Source organism: Aeromonas sp. DNRA1, from assembly GCF_963888745.1.
Taxonomy (GTDB): Bacteria; Pseudomonadota; Gammaproteobacteria; order Enterobacterales; family Aeromonadaceae; genus Aeromonas; species Aeromonas hydrophila.
The window spans coordinates 26,704-47,539 of record NZ_CAWPKQ010000004.1 but is presented as its reverse complement, the minus strand read 5'-3'; the positions used below and the strand labels follow the sequence as shown (position 1 = coordinate 47,539).

Annotated in this window: 22 protein-coding genes and 1 other RNA gene; 6 read left to right on the top strand and 17 right to left on the bottom strand. The window is 60.1% G+C overall.

Annotated elements, in window-relative coordinates; translation table 11 throughout:
* The 9 genes from mraY to rsmI all read right to left on the bottom strand — a co-directional run bounded on the left by mraY (position 1) and on the right by rsmI (position 9,147).
* Entirely contained in the window at positions 1 to 1,083 is a 1,083-nt protein-coding gene (gene mraY, locus AACQ43_RS13795) for a phospho-N-acetylmuramoyl-pentapeptide-transferase (RefSeq protein WP_011707583.1), read from the bottom strand.
* A complete protein-coding gene (gene murF, locus AACQ43_RS13790) occupies positions 1,077 to 2,432 on the bottom strand; it encodes a UDP-N-acetylmuramoyl-tripeptide--D-alanyl-D-alanine ligase (RefSeq protein ID WP_076361983.1) in 1,356 nt (451 codons plus the stop codon). The genes mraY and murF overlap by 7 nt, the downstream gene beginning before the upstream one ends.
* A complete protein-coding gene (murE, locus tag AACQ43_RS13785) occupies positions 2,429 to 3,913 on the bottom strand; it encodes a UDP-N-acetylmuramoyl-L-alanyl-D-glutamate--2,6-diaminopimelate ligase (protein ID WP_168967631.1) in 1,485 nt (494 codons plus the stop codon). The genes murF and murE overlap by 4 nt, the downstream gene beginning before the upstream one ends.
* Complete coding sequence (locus tag AACQ43_RS13780) at positions 3,894 to 5,648, bottom strand: penicillin-binding transpeptidase domain-containing protein (protein WP_016352182.1); 1,755 nt, start codon at positions 5,646 to 5,648, stop codon at positions 3,894 to 3,896. Before AACQ43_RS13780 ends, murE begins: the two co-directional genes overlap by 20 nt.
* The gene (ftsL, locus tag AACQ43_RS13775) at positions 5,645 to 5,959 is read right to left on the bottom strand and encodes a cell division protein FtsL (RefSeq protein ID WP_005305726.1); all 315 of its coding nucleotides are present in this window, start codon (positions 5,957 to 5,959) and stop codon (positions 5,645 to 5,647) included. Before ftsL ends, AACQ43_RS13780 begins: the two co-directional genes overlap by 4 nt.
* A gap of 3 nt (positions 5,960 to 5,962) precedes the next feature.
* Complete coding sequence (gene rsmH, locus AACQ43_RS13770) at positions 5,963 to 6,901, bottom strand: 16S rRNA (cytosine(1402)-N(4))-methyltransferase RsmH (RefSeq protein WP_076361986.1); 939 nt, start codon at positions 6,899 to 6,901, stop codon at positions 5,963 to 5,965.
* Entirely contained in the window at positions 6,902 to 7,360 is a 459-nt protein-coding gene (gene mraZ / locus AACQ43_RS13765; protein WP_130631551.1) for a division/cell wall cluster transcriptional repressor MraZ, read from the bottom strand.
* Positions 7,361 to 7,811: 451 nt separating this feature from the next.
* An RNA gene (gene rnpB, locus AACQ43_RS13760) (RNase P RNA component class A) lies at positions 7,812 to 8,198 on the bottom strand.
* A gap of 115 nt (positions 8,199 to 8,313) precedes the next feature.
* Positions 8,314 to 9,147: a 16S rRNA (cytidine(1402)-2'-O)-methyltransferase gene (gene rsmI / locus AACQ43_RS13755; protein WP_060390598.1), complete on the bottom strand. Its 834-nt coding sequence runs from the start codon at positions 9,145 to 9,147 to the stop codon at positions 8,314 to 8,316.
* A gap of 199 nt (positions 9,148 to 9,346) precedes the next feature.
* Between rsmI and AACQ43_RS13750 the strand changes: the two genes are divergently transcribed.
* The 4 genes from AACQ43_RS13750 to dolP are packed head-to-tail and all read left to right on the top strand — an operon-like array spanning position 9,347 to position 12,630.
* Positions 9,347 to 11,134 carry a penicillin-binding protein activator gene (locus AACQ43_RS13750; RefSeq protein ID WP_060390597.1) on the top strand — a complete coding sequence of 596 codons (1,788 nt, stop codon included), beginning with the start codon at positions 9,347 to 9,349 and terminating at the stop codon, positions 11,132 to 11,134.
* The gene (locus tag AACQ43_RS13745) at positions 11,055 to 11,447 is read left to right on the top strand and encodes a YraN family protein (protein ID WP_073351968.1); all 393 of its coding nucleotides are present in this window, start codon (positions 11,055 to 11,057) and stop codon (positions 11,445 to 11,447) included. The genes AACQ43_RS13750 and AACQ43_RS13745 overlap by 80 nt, the downstream gene beginning before the upstream one ends.
* Before the next feature lie 9 nt (positions 11,448 to 11,456).
* Positions 11,457 to 12,047 carry a D-sedoheptulose-7-phosphate isomerase gene (locus AACQ43_RS13740; RefSeq protein ID WP_005305871.1) on the top strand — a complete coding sequence of 197 codons (591 nt, stop codon included), beginning with the start codon at positions 11,457 to 11,459 and terminating at the stop codon, positions 12,045 to 12,047.
* A 4-nt stretch (positions 12,048 to 12,051) separates the two neighbouring features.
* Positions 12,052 to 12,630, top strand: a complete 579-nt coding sequence (gene dolP, locus AACQ43_RS13735; RefSeq protein WP_024945441.1) for a division/outer membrane stress-associated lipid-binding lipoprotein — start codon at positions 12,052 to 12,054, stop codon at positions 12,628 to 12,630.
* A gap of 52 nt (positions 12,631 to 12,682) precedes the next feature.
* On the opposite strand, the gene AACQ43_RS13730 is transcribed toward dolP, so the two are convergent.
* The 8 genes from AACQ43_RS13730 to zapE form a co-directional block, all read right to left on the bottom strand.
* Positions 12,683 to 13,108 carry a ClpXP protease specificity-enhancing factor gene (locus AACQ43_RS13730; protein ID WP_017409380.1) on the bottom strand — a complete coding sequence of 142 codons (426 nt, stop codon included), beginning with the start codon at positions 13,106 to 13,108 and terminating at the stop codon, positions 12,683 to 12,685.
* Positions 13,105 to 13,734 carry a stringent starvation protein SspA gene (gene sspA / locus AACQ43_RS13725; protein WP_011707594.1) on the bottom strand — a complete coding sequence of 210 codons (630 nt, stop codon included), beginning with the start codon at positions 13,732 to 13,734 and terminating at the stop codon, positions 13,105 to 13,107. Before sspA ends, AACQ43_RS13730 begins: the two co-directional genes overlap by 4 nt.
* Positions 13,735 to 13,821: 87 nt before the next feature.
* Positions 13,822 to 14,556 carry a cytochrome c1 gene (locus AACQ43_RS13720; protein WP_011707595.1) on the bottom strand — a complete coding sequence of 245 codons (735 nt, stop codon included), beginning with the start codon at positions 14,554 to 14,556 and terminating at the stop codon, positions 13,822 to 13,824.
* Positions 14,553 to 15,770, bottom strand: coding sequence for a cytochrome b (locus tag AACQ43_RS13715; RefSeq protein ID WP_011707596.1), 1,218 nt, complete (start codon positions 15,768 to 15,770; stop codon positions 14,553 to 14,555). The genes AACQ43_RS13720 and AACQ43_RS13715 overlap by 4 nt, the downstream gene beginning before the upstream one ends.
* A 2-nt stretch (positions 15,771 to 15,772) precedes the next feature.
* Positions 15,773 to 16,363, bottom strand: a complete 591-nt coding sequence (gene petA / locus AACQ43_RS13710) for a ubiquinol-cytochrome c reductase iron-sulfur subunit (RefSeq protein ID WP_011707597.1) — start codon at positions 16,361 to 16,363, stop codon at positions 15,773 to 15,775.
* A gap of 295 nt (positions 16,364 to 16,658) precedes the next feature.
* Entirely contained in the window at positions 16,659 to 17,051 is a 393-nt protein-coding gene (gene rpsI / locus AACQ43_RS13705) for a 30S ribosomal protein S9 (protein ID WP_005336286.1), read from the bottom strand.
* A gap of 15 nt (positions 17,052 to 17,066) precedes the next feature.
* A complete protein-coding gene (gene rplM, locus AACQ43_RS13700; protein ID WP_005336289.1) occupies positions 17,067 to 17,495 on the bottom strand; it encodes a 50S ribosomal protein L13 in 429 nt (142 codons plus the stop codon).
* Between the two features lie 266 nt (positions 17,496 to 17,761).
* Entirely contained in the window at positions 17,762 to 18,856 is a 1,095-nt protein-coding gene (zapE, locus tag AACQ43_RS13695) for a cell division protein ZapE (protein ID WP_168967630.1), read from the bottom strand.
* Between the two features lie 140 nt (positions 18,857 to 18,996).
* Between zapE and AACQ43_RS13690 the strand changes: the two genes are divergently transcribed.
* Both AACQ43_RS13690 and AACQ43_RS13685 read left to right on the top strand, forming a co-directional pair.
* Positions 18,997 to 19,377 carry a YhcB family protein gene (locus AACQ43_RS13690; RefSeq protein WP_011707599.1) on the top strand — a complete coding sequence of 127 codons (381 nt, stop codon included), beginning with the start codon at positions 18,997 to 18,999 and terminating at the stop codon, positions 19,375 to 19,377.
* Positions 19,378 to 19,458: 81 nt separating this feature from the next.
* Positions 19,459 to 20,820 (top strand): Do family serine endopeptidase, encoded by a 1,362-nt coding sequence (locus tag AACQ43_RS13685; protein WP_168967629.1) that lies wholly within the window; start codon positions 19,459 to 19,461, stop codon positions 20,818 to 20,820.
* Positions 20,821 to 20,836: the final 16 nt, after the last annotated feature.

Sequence of the window (20,836 nt, the reverse complement as noted above, 5' to 3'; positions counted from 1 at the left end):
TTACCTCACCTTCAGGGTGGCGAGGCCGAGCAGCACCAACATGAGAGTGATGATCCAGAAGCGCACGATGACGCGCGGCTCCGGCCAGCCCTTCTTCTCATAGTGGTGATGGATCGGTGCCATGCGGAAGATGCGCACGCCGCGCAGCTTGTAGGACCCCACCTGCAGGATCACCGAGACGGTCTCCATCACGAAGACGCCGCCCATGATCACCAGCAAAAATTCCTGACGCACCAGCACGGCGATGGTGCCGAGCGCGCCGCCCAGCGCCAGGGAGCCCACGTCCCCCATGAACACCTGGGCCGGGTAGGTGTTGAACCAGAGGAAACCCAGACCCGCCCCGACGATGGCGGTACAGACGATCACCAGCTCGGAGGTATAGGGCACATAGGGAATATGCAGGTAGTTGGCGAAATTGACGTTGCCGGTGGCCCAGGCGATGAAGGCGAAGCCCCCCGCCACCATCACGGTCGGCATGATGGCCAGACCATCCAGGCCATCCGTGAGATTGACCGCGTTGGAGGTGCCGACGATGACGAAGTAGGTCAGTACGATGAACATCAGCCCGAGTTGCGGCATCACATCCTTGAGGAAGGGCACCACCAGCTGGGTCTGACCGTCGTGAGTGGCGGTTGCATAAAGGAACACGGCCACCCCCAGCGCAACGGCGGATTGCCAGAAGTACTTCCAGCGGGCGATCAGGCCGTCGGTGTTCTTGCGCACCACCTTGAGGTAGTCATCGGCGAAACCGATGGCGCCATAGGCACCCAGCACGAACAGCACCAGCCAGACATAGGGGTTGTCGAGGCGGCACCAGAGCAGCACCGAGATGAAGATGGCGGCGATGATCATCAGGCCACCCATGGTCGGGGTGCCTTTCTTGCTCAGGTGCGACTCGGGTCCGTCATTGCGGATCACCTGGCCGAATTTGAGGATCTGCAGGCGACGGATGAGCCGTGGCCCCATCCAGAGCGCCACCACCAGGCCGGTGATGATCGACAGGATGGCGCGAAACGTCAGGTAGGAGAAGACGTTGAAGAAGGTGAAGTGCGGGGTGAGCAGTTCCGCCAGCCAGACTAGCATGTGGCTGACTCCTGACGGTCTTTGACCATCTCGACGATATCTTCCATGCGGGAGCCGCGGGCCCCCTTGACCAGGATCGCGATTTCTTGATGTGTATTTATCATTTGCGCAAGCACTTCAAACAACGACGCCTTGTTATCGAAATGTCGGCCAGCCGCGGCATCTGCGGTGTGGCGACTCTGTTCCCCTACGGTCAGCACGGCATCGAGGCCGCGCTCGCTGGCGTGGCGTCCGACCCGGGCGTGCTGCTCGGCGGACTCCTCACCCAACTCCTTCATGTCACCGAACACAAGCACCCTATAGCCGCTCATGGCGGTCAGGGCATCGATGCCCGCCAGCACGGACTCCACGCTGGCGTTGTAGGTGTCGTCCACCAGAGTGAGACCACCCCAGCGCTGGACACAGAAACGGCCCTTGACCGGTGCCATCTGCTCGAGCCCGGCCTTGACCGAGGTGAGCGAGGCGCCGAGCGCCAGCGTGCCGGCGGCGGCGGCCAGGGCGTTCGCCACGTTGTGGCGGCCCGGGATGGCCAGGGTCAGGCTCACTTCGCCCTGCGGGGTCACCATGACGAACTCGGCACAACCCTGCTGATTGATCACCACGTTGCTGGCGTGGAACGGCTGACGCTGATCCTCGATGGAGAAGGCACAGTGGATCCCGCGCGCCTGCCACTTCGGCCAGAATTCGTTGTCGGCATTGACGATGGCAGTACCGCCCTCGCCCAGCCCCTCGAAGATTTCGCTCTTGGCATGGAATACCCCTTCCAGCGAGCCGAAACCCTCCAGGTGGGCAGCCGCCACGTTGTTGATGATGGCGGCATCGGGTTTGGCCAGCGAGGTGGTCCAGGCGATCTCGCCCGGGTGGTTGGCCCCCAGCTCCATCACCGCAAAACGGTGTTGCGGCTCGAGGCGCAGCAGGGTCAGCGGTACCCCTACTTCGTTGTTGAAGTTGCCGGCGGTGGCCAGCACTTCCCCTTCCTGACGCAGGATGGCCGTCGCCATCTCCTTCACCGTGGTCTTGCCGCAGCTACCGGTGATGGCCAGCACTTTCGGGTTGATCCGCTCGCGTACCAACCGACCGAGGCGACCCAGTCCTTTGAGACTGTCGGTCACCACCAGCTGGGGGATTGCCAACGGCAGTTCACGCTCGACCAGCAGGGCCGATGCCCCGGCGGCCACGGCCTGCTCGCAGAAATCGTGGGCATCGAAACGCTCGCCGCGCAGCGCAACAAACAGTGCGCCTGCGCCCAGGGTACGGGTGTCGGTGCTGACAGCCGTGATCGCTCCGTCTTCACCAATCAGACGGGCATCGAGTACCTGCGCCAGCTCGGCAAGCCTGAGGGTCATCATGCGAATGACTCCAATAATGTGTGCAAGGCGGCCGCGACGGTTTCCCGGTCGCTATAGTGCCGCTTGTCGGTTCCAATGATCTGATAATCCTCGTGACCCTTACCGGCCACCAAGATGATGTCTTGTTTGCTCGCCTGGCTCAGTGCCAGCTGGATTGCCTTGGTCCTGTCGTGCTCGATCTGCACTGCACCGGGATCGCGAAGACCCGCCACCATGTCGGCCATGATCCGGGCCGGCTCCTCGGTACGGGGATTGTCATCGGTCAGGATCACGCGATCTGCATGCAGCTCTGCCATGGCGGCCATCATGGGACGCTTGCCGCGATCCCTGTCGCCACCACAGCCCACCAGACACCAGAGCCGCCCTTCACAGTGCACCCGCAGGGCCTGCAAGGCCTTCTCCAGCGCATCCGGCGTGTGGGCATAATCGACCACGGCCAGCGGCGCCTTGCCGCCACCGAAGCACTCCATGCGGCCGGTTACTGGCTGCAGTTGCGGCGCGCTGGCCAGCAACTCGTCGAAGTCATAACCGAGCACCAGCATGGCGCCCATCGCAGCCAGCACGTTGCTGACGTTGAAGCGCCCGAGCAAGGGGGCGGATAATACACCATTCCCCCAGCTGGAGTTAATCTGCGTGCGAAAACCTTGCTGGTGGAAATGGGGATCCTGCGCCGTCAGCTGTCGCCCCGGGTGACCGGCCACCGGGCCGTGCACGCTGAACGCCACGGCAGCCGGATAGGCAGCCAGCCATTGGCGGCCCAACTGGTCGTCGGCATTGAGCACGGCGCAGGGTTCGTCCACCAGTTTCAGCAGCTCTTCCTTGGCGGCGCCGTAGGCCTCCATGGTGCCGTGATAGTCCAGATGATCCCGGCTCAGGTTGGTGAATACGGCGGCGGCAAACGGCAGGGCCGCGACGCGATGCTGTACCAGGCCGTGGCTGGACACCTCCATCGCCACCAGATCCGCCCCCTGCGCTTGCAGAGCGGCCAGATTGGCCTGCACCTGCACCGCGCTGCCGGTGGTGTTTTCCGCTTCCACCAGATCGCCGAACAGACCGTTGCCGATGGTGCCCATCACCCCGGCCTTGCCCCCCAGCAGGGTGCGCCAGTTGGCCACCAGCAGCGCCGTGGTACTCTTGCCGTTGGTGCCGGTGATGCCCACCAGATCCAGCTTGCTGGCCGGCTGGTCGTAGCAATAGCCAGCCAGCTCGGAGAGCCTGGCTGGCAGATCCGGGATCCCGAGACAAGGCACGCTCAGTGCCGGGGCCACGAATTCACCGTCCTCTTCAAACAGTACGGCGGTCGCTCCCTGAGCCACCGCCTGTTCGATAAACCGTCTGCCATCCACCTGATGCCCGCGAATCGCCACGAAGAGACAACCGGGCCCGACCCGCCGACTGTCCAGCTGGATGTCGGTAAGCGCGAGCGCCGGGGCAGTAATGCCAAAGGGGCGCATCAGTTGATCAAGTGCGCGGGACAACATTGGAAGCCTCCGTACGGGCAAGTTTGGTGGGCACCGCAGGCGGTACCGCGTCGGGACGAATATTGAAGAGCTGCAGTACCCCGCCCATGGCCTCGGCAAACGGCGGCGTCGCCACGGCGCCACCGTAGTAGGCGTCGCCTTTGGGCTCGTTGATCACCACTACCATGACGAAACGGGGATTGCTGGCCGGGGCGAAACCGGCGAACCAGGCCATGTAGTCCTTGCCGTAGCCACCTGCGACCGCGACCTTGGCGGTACCACTCTTGCCGCCGACCCGGTAACCGGGGATCTGCGCTTTGGGAATGGCATTGCTGACCACGTACTCCAGCGCCTGCAGCATGGCGGTGGCGTTGTTGTGATCGATGACCTGCTCCCCCTTGGGTGGCTCGGTCACCTTGACGATGGAGAGCGGCACCCGCTTGCCCTTGTTGGCCAGGGTGGCATAAGCGGAGGCCAGCTGCAGCGGGGTGACCCGCAGACCATAGCCGAACGACAGGGTGGCCCGTTCGATATCGGACCAGCGCCGGCGCTGGGGCAGCATGCCGCTGCTCTCACCCATCAGGCCGCTGCCGGTATCCATCCCGAAGCCCACCATGCTGAGGGTGTTGATCATCTCCTGCGCCGGCATCCGCAGCGCAATGCGCGACATGCCGATGTTGGAGGAGTAGCGCAGGATGTCGTACAGGTTGGTGGCCTTGTGGATACTCACGTCGCGGATCTGCTTGGCCCCGATAAACAGCGGGCCGCCCGGAATGGTGTCCTTCCAGCTGGTGACGCCGGCCTGCAGGGCGCTGAGCAGGATCAGCGGCTTGACGGTGGAGCCCGGTTCATAGGTATCGGTCACCACCCGGTTGCGCACCCGGAAACTCTGGTACTGGCCGCGGTTGTTGGGGTTGTAGGAGGGGGTGTTGACCATGGCGAGCACTTCGCCGGTCTTGACGTCCAGCATCACCATGGAGCCGGAGGTCGCCTTGTTCTCGTCGGTGGCGCGCTTGAGCGCCCGGTAGGCCAGCGCCTGCACCCGTTGATCGATGCTCAGCTGCAGATCGTTGGCGTTCTTGCCCTCTTTCACCAGACCAAGCCGCTCGATGACCCGGCCCTGTCTGTCCTTGCGCACCCGCATCTCGCCGGGAGTCGCTGTCAGCCACTCGTTGTAGCTGCGCTCGATCCCCTCGATGCCGCTGCCGTCGATGTTGGTTACCCCCACCAGGTGGGCGCTGATCTCGCCGGTCGGGTAGAAACGGCGCGCTTCGGGGCGCAGATAGATGCCACCCAGCTTGAGGCCCTTGATGTATTCCGCCACCGCCGGCGTCACCTGGCGCTGCAGGTAGACGAAGCGCTTGCTCGGGTTGGAGATACGGTGCTTGAGAGTGTTGATGTCGAGCTTGAGCACGGCGGACAAGGCCAGCCAGGCCCGCTCGTTATGGATGGCGCCGGATTCATGCACCGTCTTGGGATCGGCCCAGACAGCCTCAACAGGCACCGAAACCGCCAGCTGTTCGCCGTTGCGATCGGTGATCATGCCGCGCACCGCCTGAGTGGAAGTGGTACGCAGCGAACGCATGTCCCCTTCCTGGCGCAGCCGATCCGGGTCGATCACCTGGATCCAGGCCAGTCGCAGGATCAAGCCGGCAAACGCAATGCCGATGAAGAACACCAGCGTGCGAAAGCGCCACGGATAGAGTGACGGAGCTTTGACCTTGGGTTGGGCCTTGGCGGAAGCCTTGCGTTTCATGGTTGTGTAATTACCTTCTCGGTGGTCACCAGCGGGCGAGCCATCTGCAACTTGTCCATGGCCAGACTCGCCACCCGGGAGTGCTCGGCCAGCGTGCCCTGCTCCAGCAACAGGTGCCGCCATTCGATGTTGAGGCGATCCTCTTCGGCCATCAGGTCGTTCTGCTTGGCCGTCAGACCGCGGGTCATGTTGGTCACCAGGATCACCGCAAAGGCGGTGATCAGCACGGCGATGGCCAGCACCACCTGCAGCTTGTGCCGCCAGAGATCACCGAGGATCTCCCTGGCCAGATGAACGCGCACCTCGCTCATGGCTTACTCCGCCAACCGCTGGGCGACCCGCAGCACCGAGCTGCGGGATCGGCTGTTTTCGCTGACTTCGTGCTCGGAAGGCTTGAGCGCCTTGCCGACCGACTTCAATTTGCGACCGCCGGCCAGCTGGGCCTCGGTCAACGGAATGCCATGCGGCACTTCCGGCCCTTTCTCGTGCTTGCGAATGAAATGCTTCACCAGCCGATCTTCCAGCGAGTGGAAGCTGATCACTGACAGACGGCCATGTGGTGCCAATACTTCCAGCGCACCGTTGAGCGCGGTTTCGATCTCGTCCAGCTCGCTGTTGATGTAGATGCGGATGGCCTGGAAGCTGCGGGTGGCGGCGTGCTTGCCCTTCTCCTTGCTCGGATTGACCCGGGCAATCATCTCCGCCAGTTGGCGTGTGCGCACATAGGGCTCGGTCACGCGGTCGTGCACGATGGCACGAGCGATCTTCTTGGCGAAACGCTCCTCGCCAAAGGTCTTCAGCACCCAGGCGATGTCGTCCACATCGGCGCGAGCCAGCCATTCGGCGGCGCTCTGACCGGAGGTGGGATCCATCCGCATGTCGAGCGGACCGTCCTTCATGAAGCTGAAACCGCGCTCGGCATCGTCCAGCTGGGGAGAAGAGACCCCCAGATCCAGCAGGAAACCGTCTACCTTGCCCAGCAGGCCGCGCTCATCCAGATAGGAGGCAATGCCGGAGAAGGGGCCGTGCACGATTTCGAAACGGGGATCCTGGATCTTGGCCGCTTCGGCAATGGCTTGGGGATCCCGATCGATGGCGATCAGCCGGCCGTTGGGGCCAAGCTGCTGGAGAATGAGACGAGAGTGACCACCCCGGCCAAACGTACCGTCGACGTAGATGCCGTCCGGCTTGATGGCCAGCCCTTCAACGGCTTCGTGCAGCAGCACTGTGATGTGTTCAGCGGCTTGGGTCATTTATAAAGAGAAATCCTGTAGTCGTGGCGAGCTTGCCCAGTCGTCTTCGGGCAGGCCCTGAATGTCATCATTGACCTGTTGTTGCCAGCGGGCTTCATCCCACAGCTCAAACTTGTTGAGCTGGCCCACCAGCATGATCTTCTTGTCCAGCCCTGCATGGCTGCGCAGTGGCTGACTGAGCAGCAGACGGCCATTGCCGTCCAGCTCGCATTCGGTCGCATGCCCGAGCAACAACCGCTGCAGGCGGCGCTCAAGGGGATTCATGCTGGAGAGCGTCTTGAGCTTGCGCTCGATCTCTTCCCATTCGTTCAGGGGGTAAAGCAGCAGGCAGGGATGGGCAATATCGATGGTGCAGACCAGCTGGCCCTCGCTTTCGTCGCGCAGCCAATCACGGTACTTGGTCGGAATCGCCAATCGCCCCTTGCTGTCGAGGGTGATGGCATGCGCACCACGCAACAAATTGCAGTCCCTGAAAATGAGTTAAAGGGGGCAAACCGCCCGATAAAAACCACTTTGATCCACTTTTCCCCACCTTGAAGTTTAAGGACGTGCTGAGGGCTTTTCAAGCGAGGATCTCGGGCATGGGGAACATATTGACGCAGCGTTTCAGCAGCGAGGATTAAATGAGTTGATTTTCCACAAGTTATTTGTGTTTACGGCAATCCGATTAATTGCGAAGAATTAAAAGCTCAGCAGGGTGAACGAATAAGCAGCGGAATGATCCGCTCAGATTCACAGGCCCCCACATAGCTCAGGCATTGTGTATGAAAAAACCATAACCAACTGATCTATATGTATAGAGCCGACCATCTCACTATCCGTCAACGCATATATCTTTCAATACAAGCCGCTATTTTTCTCGCCAATAAAAAAAGAGCCTCGCGATAAATCGCAAGGCTCTTCAGGAATAGGTCGGAGTCGGCCTGTAAGCCGGGTTCTGTACCGGGTTGCCCCGGGTAGCAATCATTCCTCTAGGCCAGCAATCGCTCACTGGCTCAAGCAACCTACCCGCCCCCAACGCGGGCCGCGCCAATAGGGGCCTATTTGGTCTTGCTTCGGGTGGAGTTTACCGTGCCACGAACTGTTGCCAGTCGCGCGGTGCGCTCTTACCGCACCCTTTCACCCTTACCTGATCCCTTGCGGGCCATCGGCGGTTTGCTCTCTGTTGCACTGGTCGTAGGCTCACGCCCCCCAGGCGTTACCTGGCACCCTGCCCTATGAAGCCCGGACTTTCCTCCCCTCCGCCCGTCTGTCCCGAAGGACACAACGACGAAGCAGCGATTGCCCAGCCAACTCCGGGCGCGGATTATAGCCTTGTCCGGCACCTCGGGTAAACCTGCAATTGAGTTTTGACCGAGTTAATCGCACTCGAGAGAACGCCAAGGCTGGCCTCCGGCCTGCATCTGCCCGCCTCAGTGATGTTCGAGGCCGTACTTGTAGAGCGCGTTCTTCTTGACCCCGTGGATCTCGGCGGTGAGCGCCGCCGCTTTTTTGAGCGGCAGTTCGGCCACTAGCAGCCCAAGGGTACGGATCGCCTCGGCCGGCAGCTCCTCTTCCGTTTTATTGGCGCCCGCGACCACCAGTACGATCTCGCCGCGGCAGCGGTTTTCATCTTCGCCAAGCCAGGTCAGCATCTCGGAAGCGGGCAAACCGTGGATCGATTCGAACGTTTTGGTCAGTTCACGACACACAACCACCTGGCGCTCGCCAAGGATGCGAGCAATCGCTTCCACCGTATCCTGTACCCGGCGCGGGGATTCGTAGAACACCAGCGAACGGGTATCTTCGATAACAGCCTGCAGGCGATCGTCACGCCCTTTGCTCTTGGCCGGCAGGAAACCTTCGAAAGCAAACCGGTCGGTGGGCAGGCCAGCAGCGCTGAGCGCCGTGATGGCGGCGCAGGGGCCGGGCAGCGGCACCACCTTGACCCCGGCTTCGCGACAACGGGTGACCAGGTGATAACCAGGGTCGCTGATGAGCGGCGTACCGGCATCGGAGACCAGGGCCACGCTCTTGCCCTCTTTTATCCGGCCGATCAGCACGTCCGCCTTCTGTTGTTCGTTGTGATCGTGCAGCGCGAAGGTGGGCACCGAGATTTGATAGTGGCTGAGCAGGATGCCGGTATGGCGGGTATCCTCGGCTGCCACCAGATCGACACTGCGTAAAATGTCCAATGCACGCTGGGTAATGTCAGCCAGATTGCCGATCGGAGTGGGGACTATGTACAGGGTTGGGATGTCACTCATGGGAGCTCCGAGTGTCCCGACAATTGTGTCGCCATATTGGCCCGTTTACACTATGGAGAATTTCAACACTGGTCGGGGAATGAACTTGAACCGGGTTACAAAGCAGCTAAGTGTATCACGACTCTTCGGCATCCTACTCGCGGCAGTACTGCTTGCCGCCTGTGCGTCGGAGCCCAATCAATCAGCCGGACAATCCGGCATGCCGTCGGCCTTCTCGGATCTGACCAAGAATGCCCAGTGGTATCTAGCACAAGTGGATCCGGCCAAACCGGCCGAAGCCTTCACCTGGCAGGTGATGGCGGCGCGCAGCTATCTGGCGCTCGGCCAGGCCAAGCCGGCAGCGGCCCTGTTCCAGCAACTGCAGAAGCAGGGCCAGAGCGCCGAGCAAAAAGCCCAGCTGCAACTGTTGCAGGCTCACCTGCTGCTCGCCCAGGGCAACGCCAACCAAGCGCTGATCCTACTGGAGGGCAAACCCGAGGTGGAGCTGGATGCCGATACCCAGAAGGACTGGTATCGCCAGCGGGTGGTGCTGCAACTGGACATCAACAACAAGTTCGGTGCCGCCAAGTCGCTGATCCTGCTGGAGCCCTATCTGGCCCAAAATGAGCTGGCGACCAATCACCAGCAAATCTGGTCACTCCTCAAAAGCATGACCCCCTCCACCCTGCAGGCACTGGAAGAGGCGCCGGCTCCCGACGTGACTACCGGCTGGCTGCGACTGGCGGCGCTGGTGAACGAGTTTGGCGCCCAGCCCAATCAGCTGGCACGCCAGCTCGCTGGCTGGAAGCAGACCTTCCCGAACCACCCGGCCCAGAAAGACATGCCGGCGGGTCTGGGTGATCTGGCGACCAGCAACATCAATACCCTTCAGCAGATCGCCGTGTTCCTGCCGCTCTCCGGCAATCTGGAACCGCAGGGCGCCGCCATCCGCAACGGCATGCTGATGTCTTACAAGGAGAATCAGGGCCAGTTCACCCTGAACTTCTACGACACCCAGACCAAGTCGATGGGCGAGCTCTACAAACAGGCGATTCAGGAAGGGGCCAACATGATCATCGGCCCGCTGCTCAAAGACCGGGTCGAGGAGCTGCTCAAGTCCAATCCGACCGTGCCGGTGCTGGCTCTCAACGAACTGGACAAGCCGATCGTCAATGACAACACCTTCTACTTCTCCCTCTCCGCCGCCGCCGATGCAGCGCAGGCCGCCCAGTACCTCTACGGTCAGGGCTATCGCAAGCCGCTGCTGATCGCCGCCCAGGGGCGGATCGGTTATGGCAGCATCAAGGCGTTCGAACAGGCCTGGGCCACCGTGAGCCAGGACAAGCCGGTCGTCGCCACCTTCGGCGCTCGCAACGAAGTGCAGGGCATGGTCAAGAACGCCCTGAGCGGTCGCTCCACCGCCCGGGCCGGTGAAGTGGTACAGCTTGCTGACACGGCGCCGCGCAGCATCGACGTGGTCTATGTGGTCGCCAACAGCCTGGAGACCCGGATGATCAAGCCGTATGTGGACATCTCGGTCAATCCGATGGGCAGCCTGCCGATCTACAGCAGCTCGCGCAGCTATGACAGCGCCACCACCGAAGTGGCCTCCGAGCTCAACGGCATGCATATCTCCGACATGCCGCTGCTGCTGGGTGGTTACGAGAAGCAGCGCGAACAGATCGCCCTGCTCTGGCCGCAAACCCAGGGTGACCTGCTGCGCCTCTTCGCCCTGGGCTACGATGCCGTGGCGCTAGCAGAAAACCTGCAGCAGATGCGCAAGGTCAATGCCATGCAGCAGCCGGGCATGAGCGGCCAGTTGAGCGTGGATGCCAGCGGCAACATAGTGCGGGTACTGGACTGGGCTACCTACCAGAATGGCAAGCTGGTCAGCGACAGTGCCATGCCTCAGCTCGAGGGAGCCCCCCATGAAGGGTCTATTGGCACGGATGCACCAGCAGTGGCAGAACCTGTTCCCGTCAGCACCGAGCAAGGGACAGCACTTTGAGCAGCTAGCGGAACGCTGGTTGCAGGCCCGCGGCCTGCAGCCCGTGACCCGCAACTACCGCTGCCGGGGTGGCGAGATCGATCTCATCATGCGCCAGGGGGAGACCCTGGTGTTTGTTGAGGTCCGCTATCGCGCCCAGACCAGCCATGGCGGCGCAGCCGCCTCGGTCACCCGGCGCAAGCAGCACAAGATCGTGCTAGCAGCGCGCCACTATTTCAAGCAACATGCCATCAACGAGGCCAGCCAGGCCTGCCGATTCGATGTGATCGCGTTCGAGGGCGACCAGCCAGACTGGATCCAGAACGCATTTTAAGAGGACCCCATGACTGACCGCATCAAAGAGAACTACACCGAGAGCATCCAGACCAAGATAGCCGCTGCCGAGGCGCTGCCGGATGCCATCCATACCGCAGCCCAGATGCTGACCATCTGTCTGCTCAATGGCCACAAGGTGATGGCATGCGGCAACGGTCCTTCCGCAGCGCTGGCCCAGCTGTTCATCTCGGAATTGGTCAACTGCTACGAAACCGAGCGCCCTTCCCTGCCCGGCATGGCGCTGACTCCTGACATGGCTACCATCAGCGCCATCGCCACCGACCACGGTTTTGAAGAGGTGTATGCCAAGCAGATCCGGGCGCTCGGTCAGCCCGGCGACATCCTGGTGGTCATCACCACCACGGGTAACAGCCGCAGCCTGATCAAGGCAGCCGAGGCAGCCCTCTCCCGCGACATGACCATAGTGGTGCTGGGTGGTGGCGATGGCGGCGAGATCGCCGGCCTGCTCGGCCCCAACGATGTGGAGATTCGGGTACCGTCGGCTCGTCGACCCCGCATTCTGGAAGTGAACCTGTTGACCCTGCACTGCCTGTGTGATCTCATCGACCAGACTCTTTTCCCGCAACAGGAAGATTGAAACCATGAACAAGCAAATGCTCCTGCTCGGCCTGCTGGCCGGTACCCTGCTGCTGCAAGGCTGCGCGGCCGTAGTGGTAGGCGGTGCCGCCGGCACCGCCAAAGCCTCCGGCGATCGCCGCACCCTGGGCGCCCAGTGGGATGATCAGGCTATCGAGCTGAAAGCGGCCAACCTGCTGGCTGACAACAAGCCGCTCAGCGCGGCCAGCAAGATCAGCGTCTACAGCAACAACGGCCGCGTGCTGCTGGTCGGTCAGACACCTTCTGACGCTTACAAGCTCGAAGCTGGCAAGATAGTGGCCCGCATCGAGGGGGTGCGCCACGTCTACAACGAATTGCGCCTCGGCCAGCCGGTCAGCATAGGGGTTCGCAGCAACGACTCCTGGATCACCTCCAAGGTGCGGGCAGACATGCTGGGCGCCAAGAATTTTGACAGTGCCAAGGTCAAGGTGGTCACCGAGAACGGCGAGGTATTCCTGATTGGCCTGGTGACCCGCCAGGAAGGGGATCATGCCGTCGAGATCGCCCGCCACGTCAGCGGCGTGAAGCGCGTGATCAAGGCCTTCGAGTTCGCCCAGAACTAACACTGACTACCGACGCTCGGCATAAAAAAACGCAGCCAGTTGGCTGCGTTTTTTATTTGATGACCTTCAGGGTCGGACGACCGCTCGGACGCGGCGGTTCCGGCTCGGGTTCCACCGGTGCTTCGGCTTGCTCCAGCCAGAGGTCATAACCCGGCTCAGGCGGGAACAGGGTTCCCACGCCGTTTTCCCGGGCATGGATGGCCAATACGGCCGCCATCGGGATGTAAACCTGCTGGGAGACACCACCAAAACGGGCGCTGAAGCTGATGGCTTCATTGTCCATGTGGAACTGCCCTACCGCACGGGGTGCGATATTCAGCACTATCTGTCCATCCTGGACAAACTGCATCGGCACCATCACATGAGGGATGTTGACGTTGACCACCAGATGCGGGGTCAGGTCATTGTCCAGCAACCAGTCGAAGAACGCCCGCAGCAGGTACGGGCGACTGGGTGTCATTGTCGGTTCCATGCTCATACGCCGGCACGGATCTCGCGTTCGGCTTCAGTCAGGGAAGCCTGGAAAGACTCACGCTCGAACAGACGCACCATGTAGGCCTTCAGCTCTTTGGCGCCACGACCGGTGAAGTCGATGCCGAGGCTCGGCAGACGCCACAGCAGCGGGGCCATGTAGCAGTCGACCAGGCCAAACTCTTCGCTCATGAAATAGGGCATTTCACCGAAGATCGGCGCGATGGCCAGCAGGTTGTCCCGCAGTTCGGCACGTGCCGCATCCACGTCGGTACCCGCCATGATCTTGTCGGCCAGAGAATACCAGTCCAGCTCGATGCGATGCATCATCAGACGGCTGTTGCCGCGGGCCACAGGGTAGACCGGCATCAGGGGCGGGTGCGGGAAGCGCTCGTCCAGATACTCCATGATGATGCGTGAGGTGTACAACGCCAGCTCGCGATCGACCAGGGTCGGTACGGTGTTGTAGGGGTTCAGCTCGGCCAGCTCATCCGGCAGGTTGCTTGGGTCAACCTGGCAGATATCTACGCTAACACCCTTCTCCGCCAGGACAATGCGCACCTGATGGCTGAACATATCGTTGGCACCGGAAAACAGCGTCATTACCGAACGCTTATTGGCAGCTACAGCCATTGAACCCTCCCGTCATTAAAAAGCAGAAACGGCAATGAAGCCTCTTGGTCTTCATTGCCGTGCATTATATTACCCGGATCTGGTCGCTTAGTGAACGTCGCGCCAGAATTCCTTCTTCAACAGCACAGTGAAGATGAAGAAGATCACGATGAAGCCAAGTACCCAGAAGCCCATGCGTTCGCGCTCCTGTTGTACCGGTTCAGCCGAGTAGACCAAGAAGTTTACCAGATCCAGTACCGTCTGATCATACTCTTCGTTATTCATTTCACCGTTGCCGTCAGATTTGACACTGACAACCTGCTGTACTTCCACTCCGTCGACGGTGTGGGTCGCGAACTCGGCGCGGGGCGTGCCTTGCAGCGGCTCCAGCACATGGGGCATGCCCACGGACGGGAATACCACGTTGTTCACGCCAAACGGACGGGTCTCATCCACGTAGAAAGAACGCAGGTAGGTGTAAATCCAGTCGGCACCACGTACCCGGGCAACCAGGGTCAGATCGGGGGGCGGGGCGCCAAACCATTTGGCCGCATCCTTGTCCGGCACCGAGTTTTCCATCAGATCGCCGATCTTGGCACCATTGACGATCAGGTTGGCCGCCATCAGATCTTCCGGAATACCGATGTCTGCCGCCACCCGGTTGTAACGCTGGTACTGGGTGCTGTGACAGCCAAAGCAATAGTTCATGAAGGTTGCCGCACCACGCTGTAACGACGCCTTGTCGTTCAGGTCGTAGTTGGCCTTGTCCAGGTGCACAGCCCCGGTGTTGGCAAACACCAGCGACGGCAGCAGGGTCAGCACTGCAAAAATTATTCTTTTCATTTAAATGTCACCCTCTCCGGCAGCGGCTTGGTGCTTTCATTCTTGCTGTAGAAGAACAACAGGACGAAGAACCCGAAATAACCCAGGGTACAGATCTGGGCGATCAGCGTCAGGGTCGGAGTCGATGGCAAAACGCCGAGCACCCCGAGAATGATGAAGCAGACCACGAACTGGGCGATGTTCAGTTTGTGCAGGGTACTGCGATAACGCACCGAACGTACCTTGCAGCGATCCAGCCAGGGCAGCAGGAACAGCACTACGATGGAGAGCCCCATCATGATGACGCCCAGCAGCTTGTCAGGCACCGCCCGCAAGATGGCGTAGAAGGGGGTGAAATACCAGACCGGGGCAATGTGCGCCGGGGTCTTCAGACCATTGGCCACTTCAAAGTTCGGCTTCTCGAGGAAATAACCCCACATGTCCGGCTTGAAGAAGATGATGGCGCAGAACAGGAACAGGAAGCCTGCAACCCCGATCATGTCCTTGACGGTGAAGTAGGGGTGGAATGCCACCGCATCCAGCGGCCAGCCGTTCTCGTCCTTGTGCTTCTTGATGTCGATGCCGTCCGGGTTGTTGGAACCCACTTCGTGCAGCGCCAGGATATGCATGGCAACCAGCATCACCAGTACCAGCGGCAGGGCGATGACGTGCAGCGCGAAGAAGCGGTTCAGGGTAGCGCCGGAGATGACGTAGTCACCGCGGATCCACAGGGTCAGATCGTCACCGATGACCGGAATGGCACCAAACAGCGAGATGATGACCTGGGCTCCCCAGAACGACATCTGGCCCCACGGCAACAGATAGCCCATGAAGGCTTCCGCCATCAGGCAGAGGAAGATCAGCATGCCGAAGATCCACAGCAGCTCGCGCGGCTTCTGGTAGGAACCGTAGATCATGCCGCGGAACATGTGCAGATAGACCACGATGAAGAAGGCGGATGCACCGGTGGAGTGCATGTAGCGCAACAACCAGCCGTAGTCCACATCCCGCATGATGTACTCCACGGAGGCGAAGGCACCTTCGGCGGAGGGGTTGTAGTTCATGGTCAGCCAGATGCCCGTGATGATCTGGTTGACCAGCACCAGCATGGCGAGCGAGCCAAAGAAGTACCAGAAGTTCAGGTTCTTGGGCGCCGGGTACTTGGCCATGTGGTCGTTGTACATGGCAGTGAGCGGAAAGCGGTAGTCAATCCAGCCCATCAGTTTGGCAAACATGGTCAGGCCTCCTTGCCATCGGCACCGACCAGGATGGTGGTGTCGCTAAGATATTTGTACGGCGGAATGACCAGGTTCAAGGGTGCTGGCACCCCCTGGAACACTCGACCAGCCATGTCGAACTTGGAGCCATGACAGGGGCAGAAGAAGCCTGAGGTCACGCCCTGCACCTGCTCGCCAAAGCTGTCCGGCAGATAGGAGGGGGAGCAGCCCAGATGAGTGCAGATACCGACGGCCACGAAGATCTCCGGCTTGATGGATCTGTAACCGTTGTGGGCATAGTCGGGTTGCTGGGGCTCGTCGGAAGCCGGATCGCGCAACTTGTCGTCGTGCGCGGCCAGGGCATCCAGCGTCTGCTTGGTACGTTTCACCACCCAGACCGGCTTGCCTCGCCACTCAACACGGATGAGCTGGCCTGGTTCCAACTTACTGATATCCACTTCGACCGGAGCACCCGCCGCTTTGGCTTTGGCACTCGGGTTCCATGACTTAATAAACGGCACTGCGGTAAAAGCAGCTCCTACCCCACCAACGGCGACCGTTGACCAGGTAAGAAATCTGCGGCGACCGGTATCAACTGGCGCATTGCTCATCCAAAAACTCTCCCATGTGGACTCCGCACATTCTTATTGTGTCCCTGTTCCCCTTTCTTCCGTGACAACAGCGGCGGAAGCGGAGTTACAATTGTCACAGAAAAACCGAGGGAATTTTAAAGAAAAGATAACAACTTGACAAGAAAGAGAAGCGAAGGTCAAAAACAATAAATACACAATTTTTTGTCTTTTGTGACGTGGTGTTAGCAATGCCGTTGGTAATATTACCAATAAAAAAAGCCTGGCACATGGCCAGGCTTTTTTGACACTCGCGAGAGTGCGTACCAAAAGCGAATTAACGCTTGGAGTACTGCGGACGCTTACGAGCTTTGTGCAGACCGACTTTCTTACGCTCAACCTTACGGGCATCGCGAGTAACAAAGCCTGCTTTACGCAGTTCGGAACGCAGGGTTTCATCGTACTGCATCAGAGCACGAGTGATACCGTGGCGGATCGCACCAGCTTGACCGGAGATGCCACCACCGTTAACGGTGATGTACAGGTCCAGTTTCTCGGTCATCTCAACCAGTTCCAGCGGCTGACGAACTACCATGCGGGCAGTCGGACGGCCGAAGTACTGCTCCAGGGAGCGCTGGTTGATTACGATTTTACCGCTACCCGCTTTGATAAATACGCGAGCAGTGGAGCTTTTGCGACGGCCGGTACCGTAGTATTGATTTTCTGCCATTGTTGCCAGTTCCCGTTAGATATCCAGTACTTGAGGTTGCTGAGCAGCATGAGCGTGCTCGGCGCCTGCGTAAACTTTCAGCTTACGGAACATGGCACGGCCCAGCGGACCCTTCGGCAGCATGCCTTTGACGGCAGCTTCGATTACCATTTCCGGTTTACGCTGAATCAGCTTGTCGAAGCTGATGGACTTGATACCACCCGGGAAACCGGAGTGAGCATGGTACATTTTGTCGGTAAATTTCTTACCGGTTACGTGTACCTTCTCAGCGTTTACAACGATGATGTAATCACCGGTGTCAACGTGCGGAGTGTACTCAGCTTTGTGCTTACCACGCAGACGAGCAGCGATCTCGGTTGCGATACGACCCAGAGTTTTACCTTCTGCGTCCACAATGTACCAGTCACGTTTTACGGTTTCTGGCTTGGCAACGAAAGTTTTCATTAAGTTAAACCCAATTACCTGTTACAGACCCAATTGCTTATGGGGGCTCTCCCACAAACAACAAACGATGGCCTACCTGTACCCCTTCGAATACAAGTAAAGCTTAAAGTGTTGCTGTCTTATCGACAGCTGTAACGTGGGCCGGGCGATTATAAGTGAAGTTGCCTTAAATATCACCTGCTAATTTCACTGCCATGAAGCTAGCAAATGTCGCCCGGCCCTACCTGCCGCAGATGCCCATCCGACTGGCAGGCGCGGTATTGTGACTAAGGAAGGTGCACTCTGGCAAGGTATTCGTGCGATTGCATTTCCTGAAGCCGTGAAAGACAACGTTTGAACTCGAAATTCAGCAGCCCGTTGCCATAGAGTTCCTGCATCGGCACCGCCGCCGATATGATCAGCTTGACGTGCCGCTCATAGAACTCGTCCACCATGGCGATGAAGCGGCGCGCCGCGTCATCCGTGCCCGCCCCCATTGGCTGCACATTGGCCAGCAGGACGGTGTGAAACAGCCGCGCCAGCTCGATGTAATCGCCCTGTGAGCGGGGAGTACAGCAAAGTTGCTCGAATTCCATATAGAGCACACCTTCTCCCATCCCCAGCGACGTCAGCTGACGGTGATTGATCTCGACACTGCCCGCCCGGGCCTCTTCCAGCCCGGTTAACTGTCCAAAATAACGATCCAGATTGGATTTTGCCTGCTGATCCAGCGGGAAGTGATAAATCTCCGCCTGCTCCAGCGTGCGCAGGCGATAGTCGGTGCCGCCGTCCACGTTAAGTATCTCGCAATGGCGCTCGATGAGTGCAATCGCCGGTAGAAAACGGGCGCGCTGCAAGCCATTTCGATACAAGTCCTGCGGCGGTATGTTCGAGGTCGCCACCAGCACCACCCCGTGGCCGAACAACTCCTGGAACAGGGTTCCCAATAACATGGCGTCGGTGATGTCGGAGACGAAAAATTCGTCGAAGCAGATGACGTCGGTCTCGCCGGCCAGCTTGCTGGCGATCAACTTGAGCGGATCGGCCTGACCGGTCAGCCCCTTGAGCTCATCGTGCACCCGGTGCATGAAACGGTGGAAGTGAATGCGCAGCTTGCGCTCTCCCGGCAGGCTGTCGAAAAAAGTATCCATCAGCCAGGTCTTGCCTCTGCCCACTCCGCCCCACATATATAAACCCATGATGGACACGCGGGGTTTCGGCTTTTGCAGCCAGCCCAGCAGGCCACGGGATCTGGTCGGAGTCGGGGTTTGGCACAAATCCTGATAGAGTCGCTCCAGACGGGCCACTGCCATCGCCTGGGCGGGGTCGGCCACGAAGCCGGGGCGCTGCAAATCCTGCTGATACTTTTGCTGCGGGGTCATCCTGTCGATTGCCTTCAAGTCCCTGAATGAAGGACAAAATGGTATCACGCTCTCGGGGTGCACGGTATAGTGCCATCAAGGCGTAGCGGCCGCTTTGGCCGCATCAACCCACATTGATTTAGCTGTAACAAGGAGCATCTATGAGTCTGTTAAACGGGATCCTGCTGGCTGTCGCCGCCTTGATTATCGGCGTCATCATCGGACGCTTCACAGTGCGCAGCCGGGATGCCGGCCGTCTGGAACAAGAACTGAAGAAGGCTCACAAGGAACTTGAAAGCTACCAGGGCCAGATCAATACCCACTTCGCCGACAGCGCCGCCCTGATGGAGCAGCTGGCCGAGCAGTACCAGACCCTTTATCGCCATATGGCGGAGCAGAGCAAATTCCTGGCCAAGGCTCAGGAGCCGCTGTTCCGTGAAACTCTGCTCGACGAGAGCAGCGATGTCCCGGCCAATGAAGAACCGGGCGTACCACCCCGTGACTATGCAGGGGCCTCCGGTCTGCTCAAGCAGTCCAGTTAGTTCCCTGCGGAACTAATTGCGCGGTAGCGTGGTCAGACCTTGACGATTGCATTGCAACTTTTTCTGGGAGCTGTTTTTCATATGCGTAAACCTCTTTCTGTGCTCAGTGTGTTAGCCCTCAGTGTCGGTATCGCCATGTCTGCGGCCCCTGTACAGGCTGCACTGCCCTCTCTGCTGGCGAACAATCAGGAGATGCCGAGCCTGGCGCCGGTACTCGAGCAGGTCACCCCTGCCGTGGTCAATATTTCAGTCTCCGGCAAGAAGATCACCCGCCAGCGTCTGCCGGAACAGTTCCGTTTCTTCTTCGGCCCCAACATGCCCGACGAACAGGTGAGCGAGCAGCCCTTCCAGGCGCTCGGCTCCGGCGTCATCATCGATGCCAAGAAGGGCTACGTGATCACCAACGCCCACGTGGTGCACGAGGCGGACGAGATCAAGGTCAATTTGAAGGATGGCCGTGAATACGCCGCCAAGAAGATCGGCGAGGACAAGCAGTCCGACATCGCGCTGCTGCAAATCAAGGCCGAGGATCTGGTGCAGATCAAGTTTGCCGACTCCGACGAGCTGCGGGTCGGTGACTATGCGCTGGCCATCGGCAACCCGTTCGGCCTCGGCCAGACCGTTACCTCCGGCATCGTCAGTGCACTCGGCCGCAGCGGCCTCAACATCGAAAATCTGGAAAACTTCATCCAGACCGATGCGGCCATCAACTCCGGCAACTCAGGTGGCGCCCTGCTCAACCTGCGCGGAGAGCTGATCGGCATCAACACCGCCATCCTGGGCCCCAACGGCGGCAACATCGGCATCGGCTTCGCCATTCCATCCAACATGGTGCGCGACCTGTCCGAGCAGATCGTGAAATACGGTGAAGTGCGCCGCGGCCAGCTGGGCATCACCGGCACCGAGCTCACCTCCGAAATCGCCAAGACCTTCGGCTACAACAAGAAGGATGGCGCCTTCGTCAATCAGGTGATGCCTGACTCCGCCGCAGCCAAGGCGGGCATCAAGGCCGGCGACATCATCATCAGCATCGATGGCAAGGCCATCCGCTCGTTTGGTGAACTGCGCGCCAAGATCGCCACCATGGGGGCTGACAAGCAGGTCGCTCTGGGCCTCATCCGCGATGGCAAGGAGCAGACCGTCAAGGTTACGCTGAAGAAGGCGGATGACAGCGAGATCCTGGCCAGCGCCCTGCACCCAGCTCTGGAAGGGGCCAAGCTGAGCACCATCGCCGAGCCGGTGACCGGCGTGGCCGTGGCCGACATCGATCCGCGCTCGCCAGCCGCCGCTTCCGGCCTGCAGAAGGGTGACATCATCATCGGGGTCAACCGCCTGCGCATCAACTCGCTGGAAGAGCTGAGCAAGGCGTTGAAGAACAAGCCGGATGTGCTGGCGCTGAACATCCAGCGCGGGGAATCCTCCCTCTATCTGGTGATCCGTTAACTCCCTCTCACCCGCG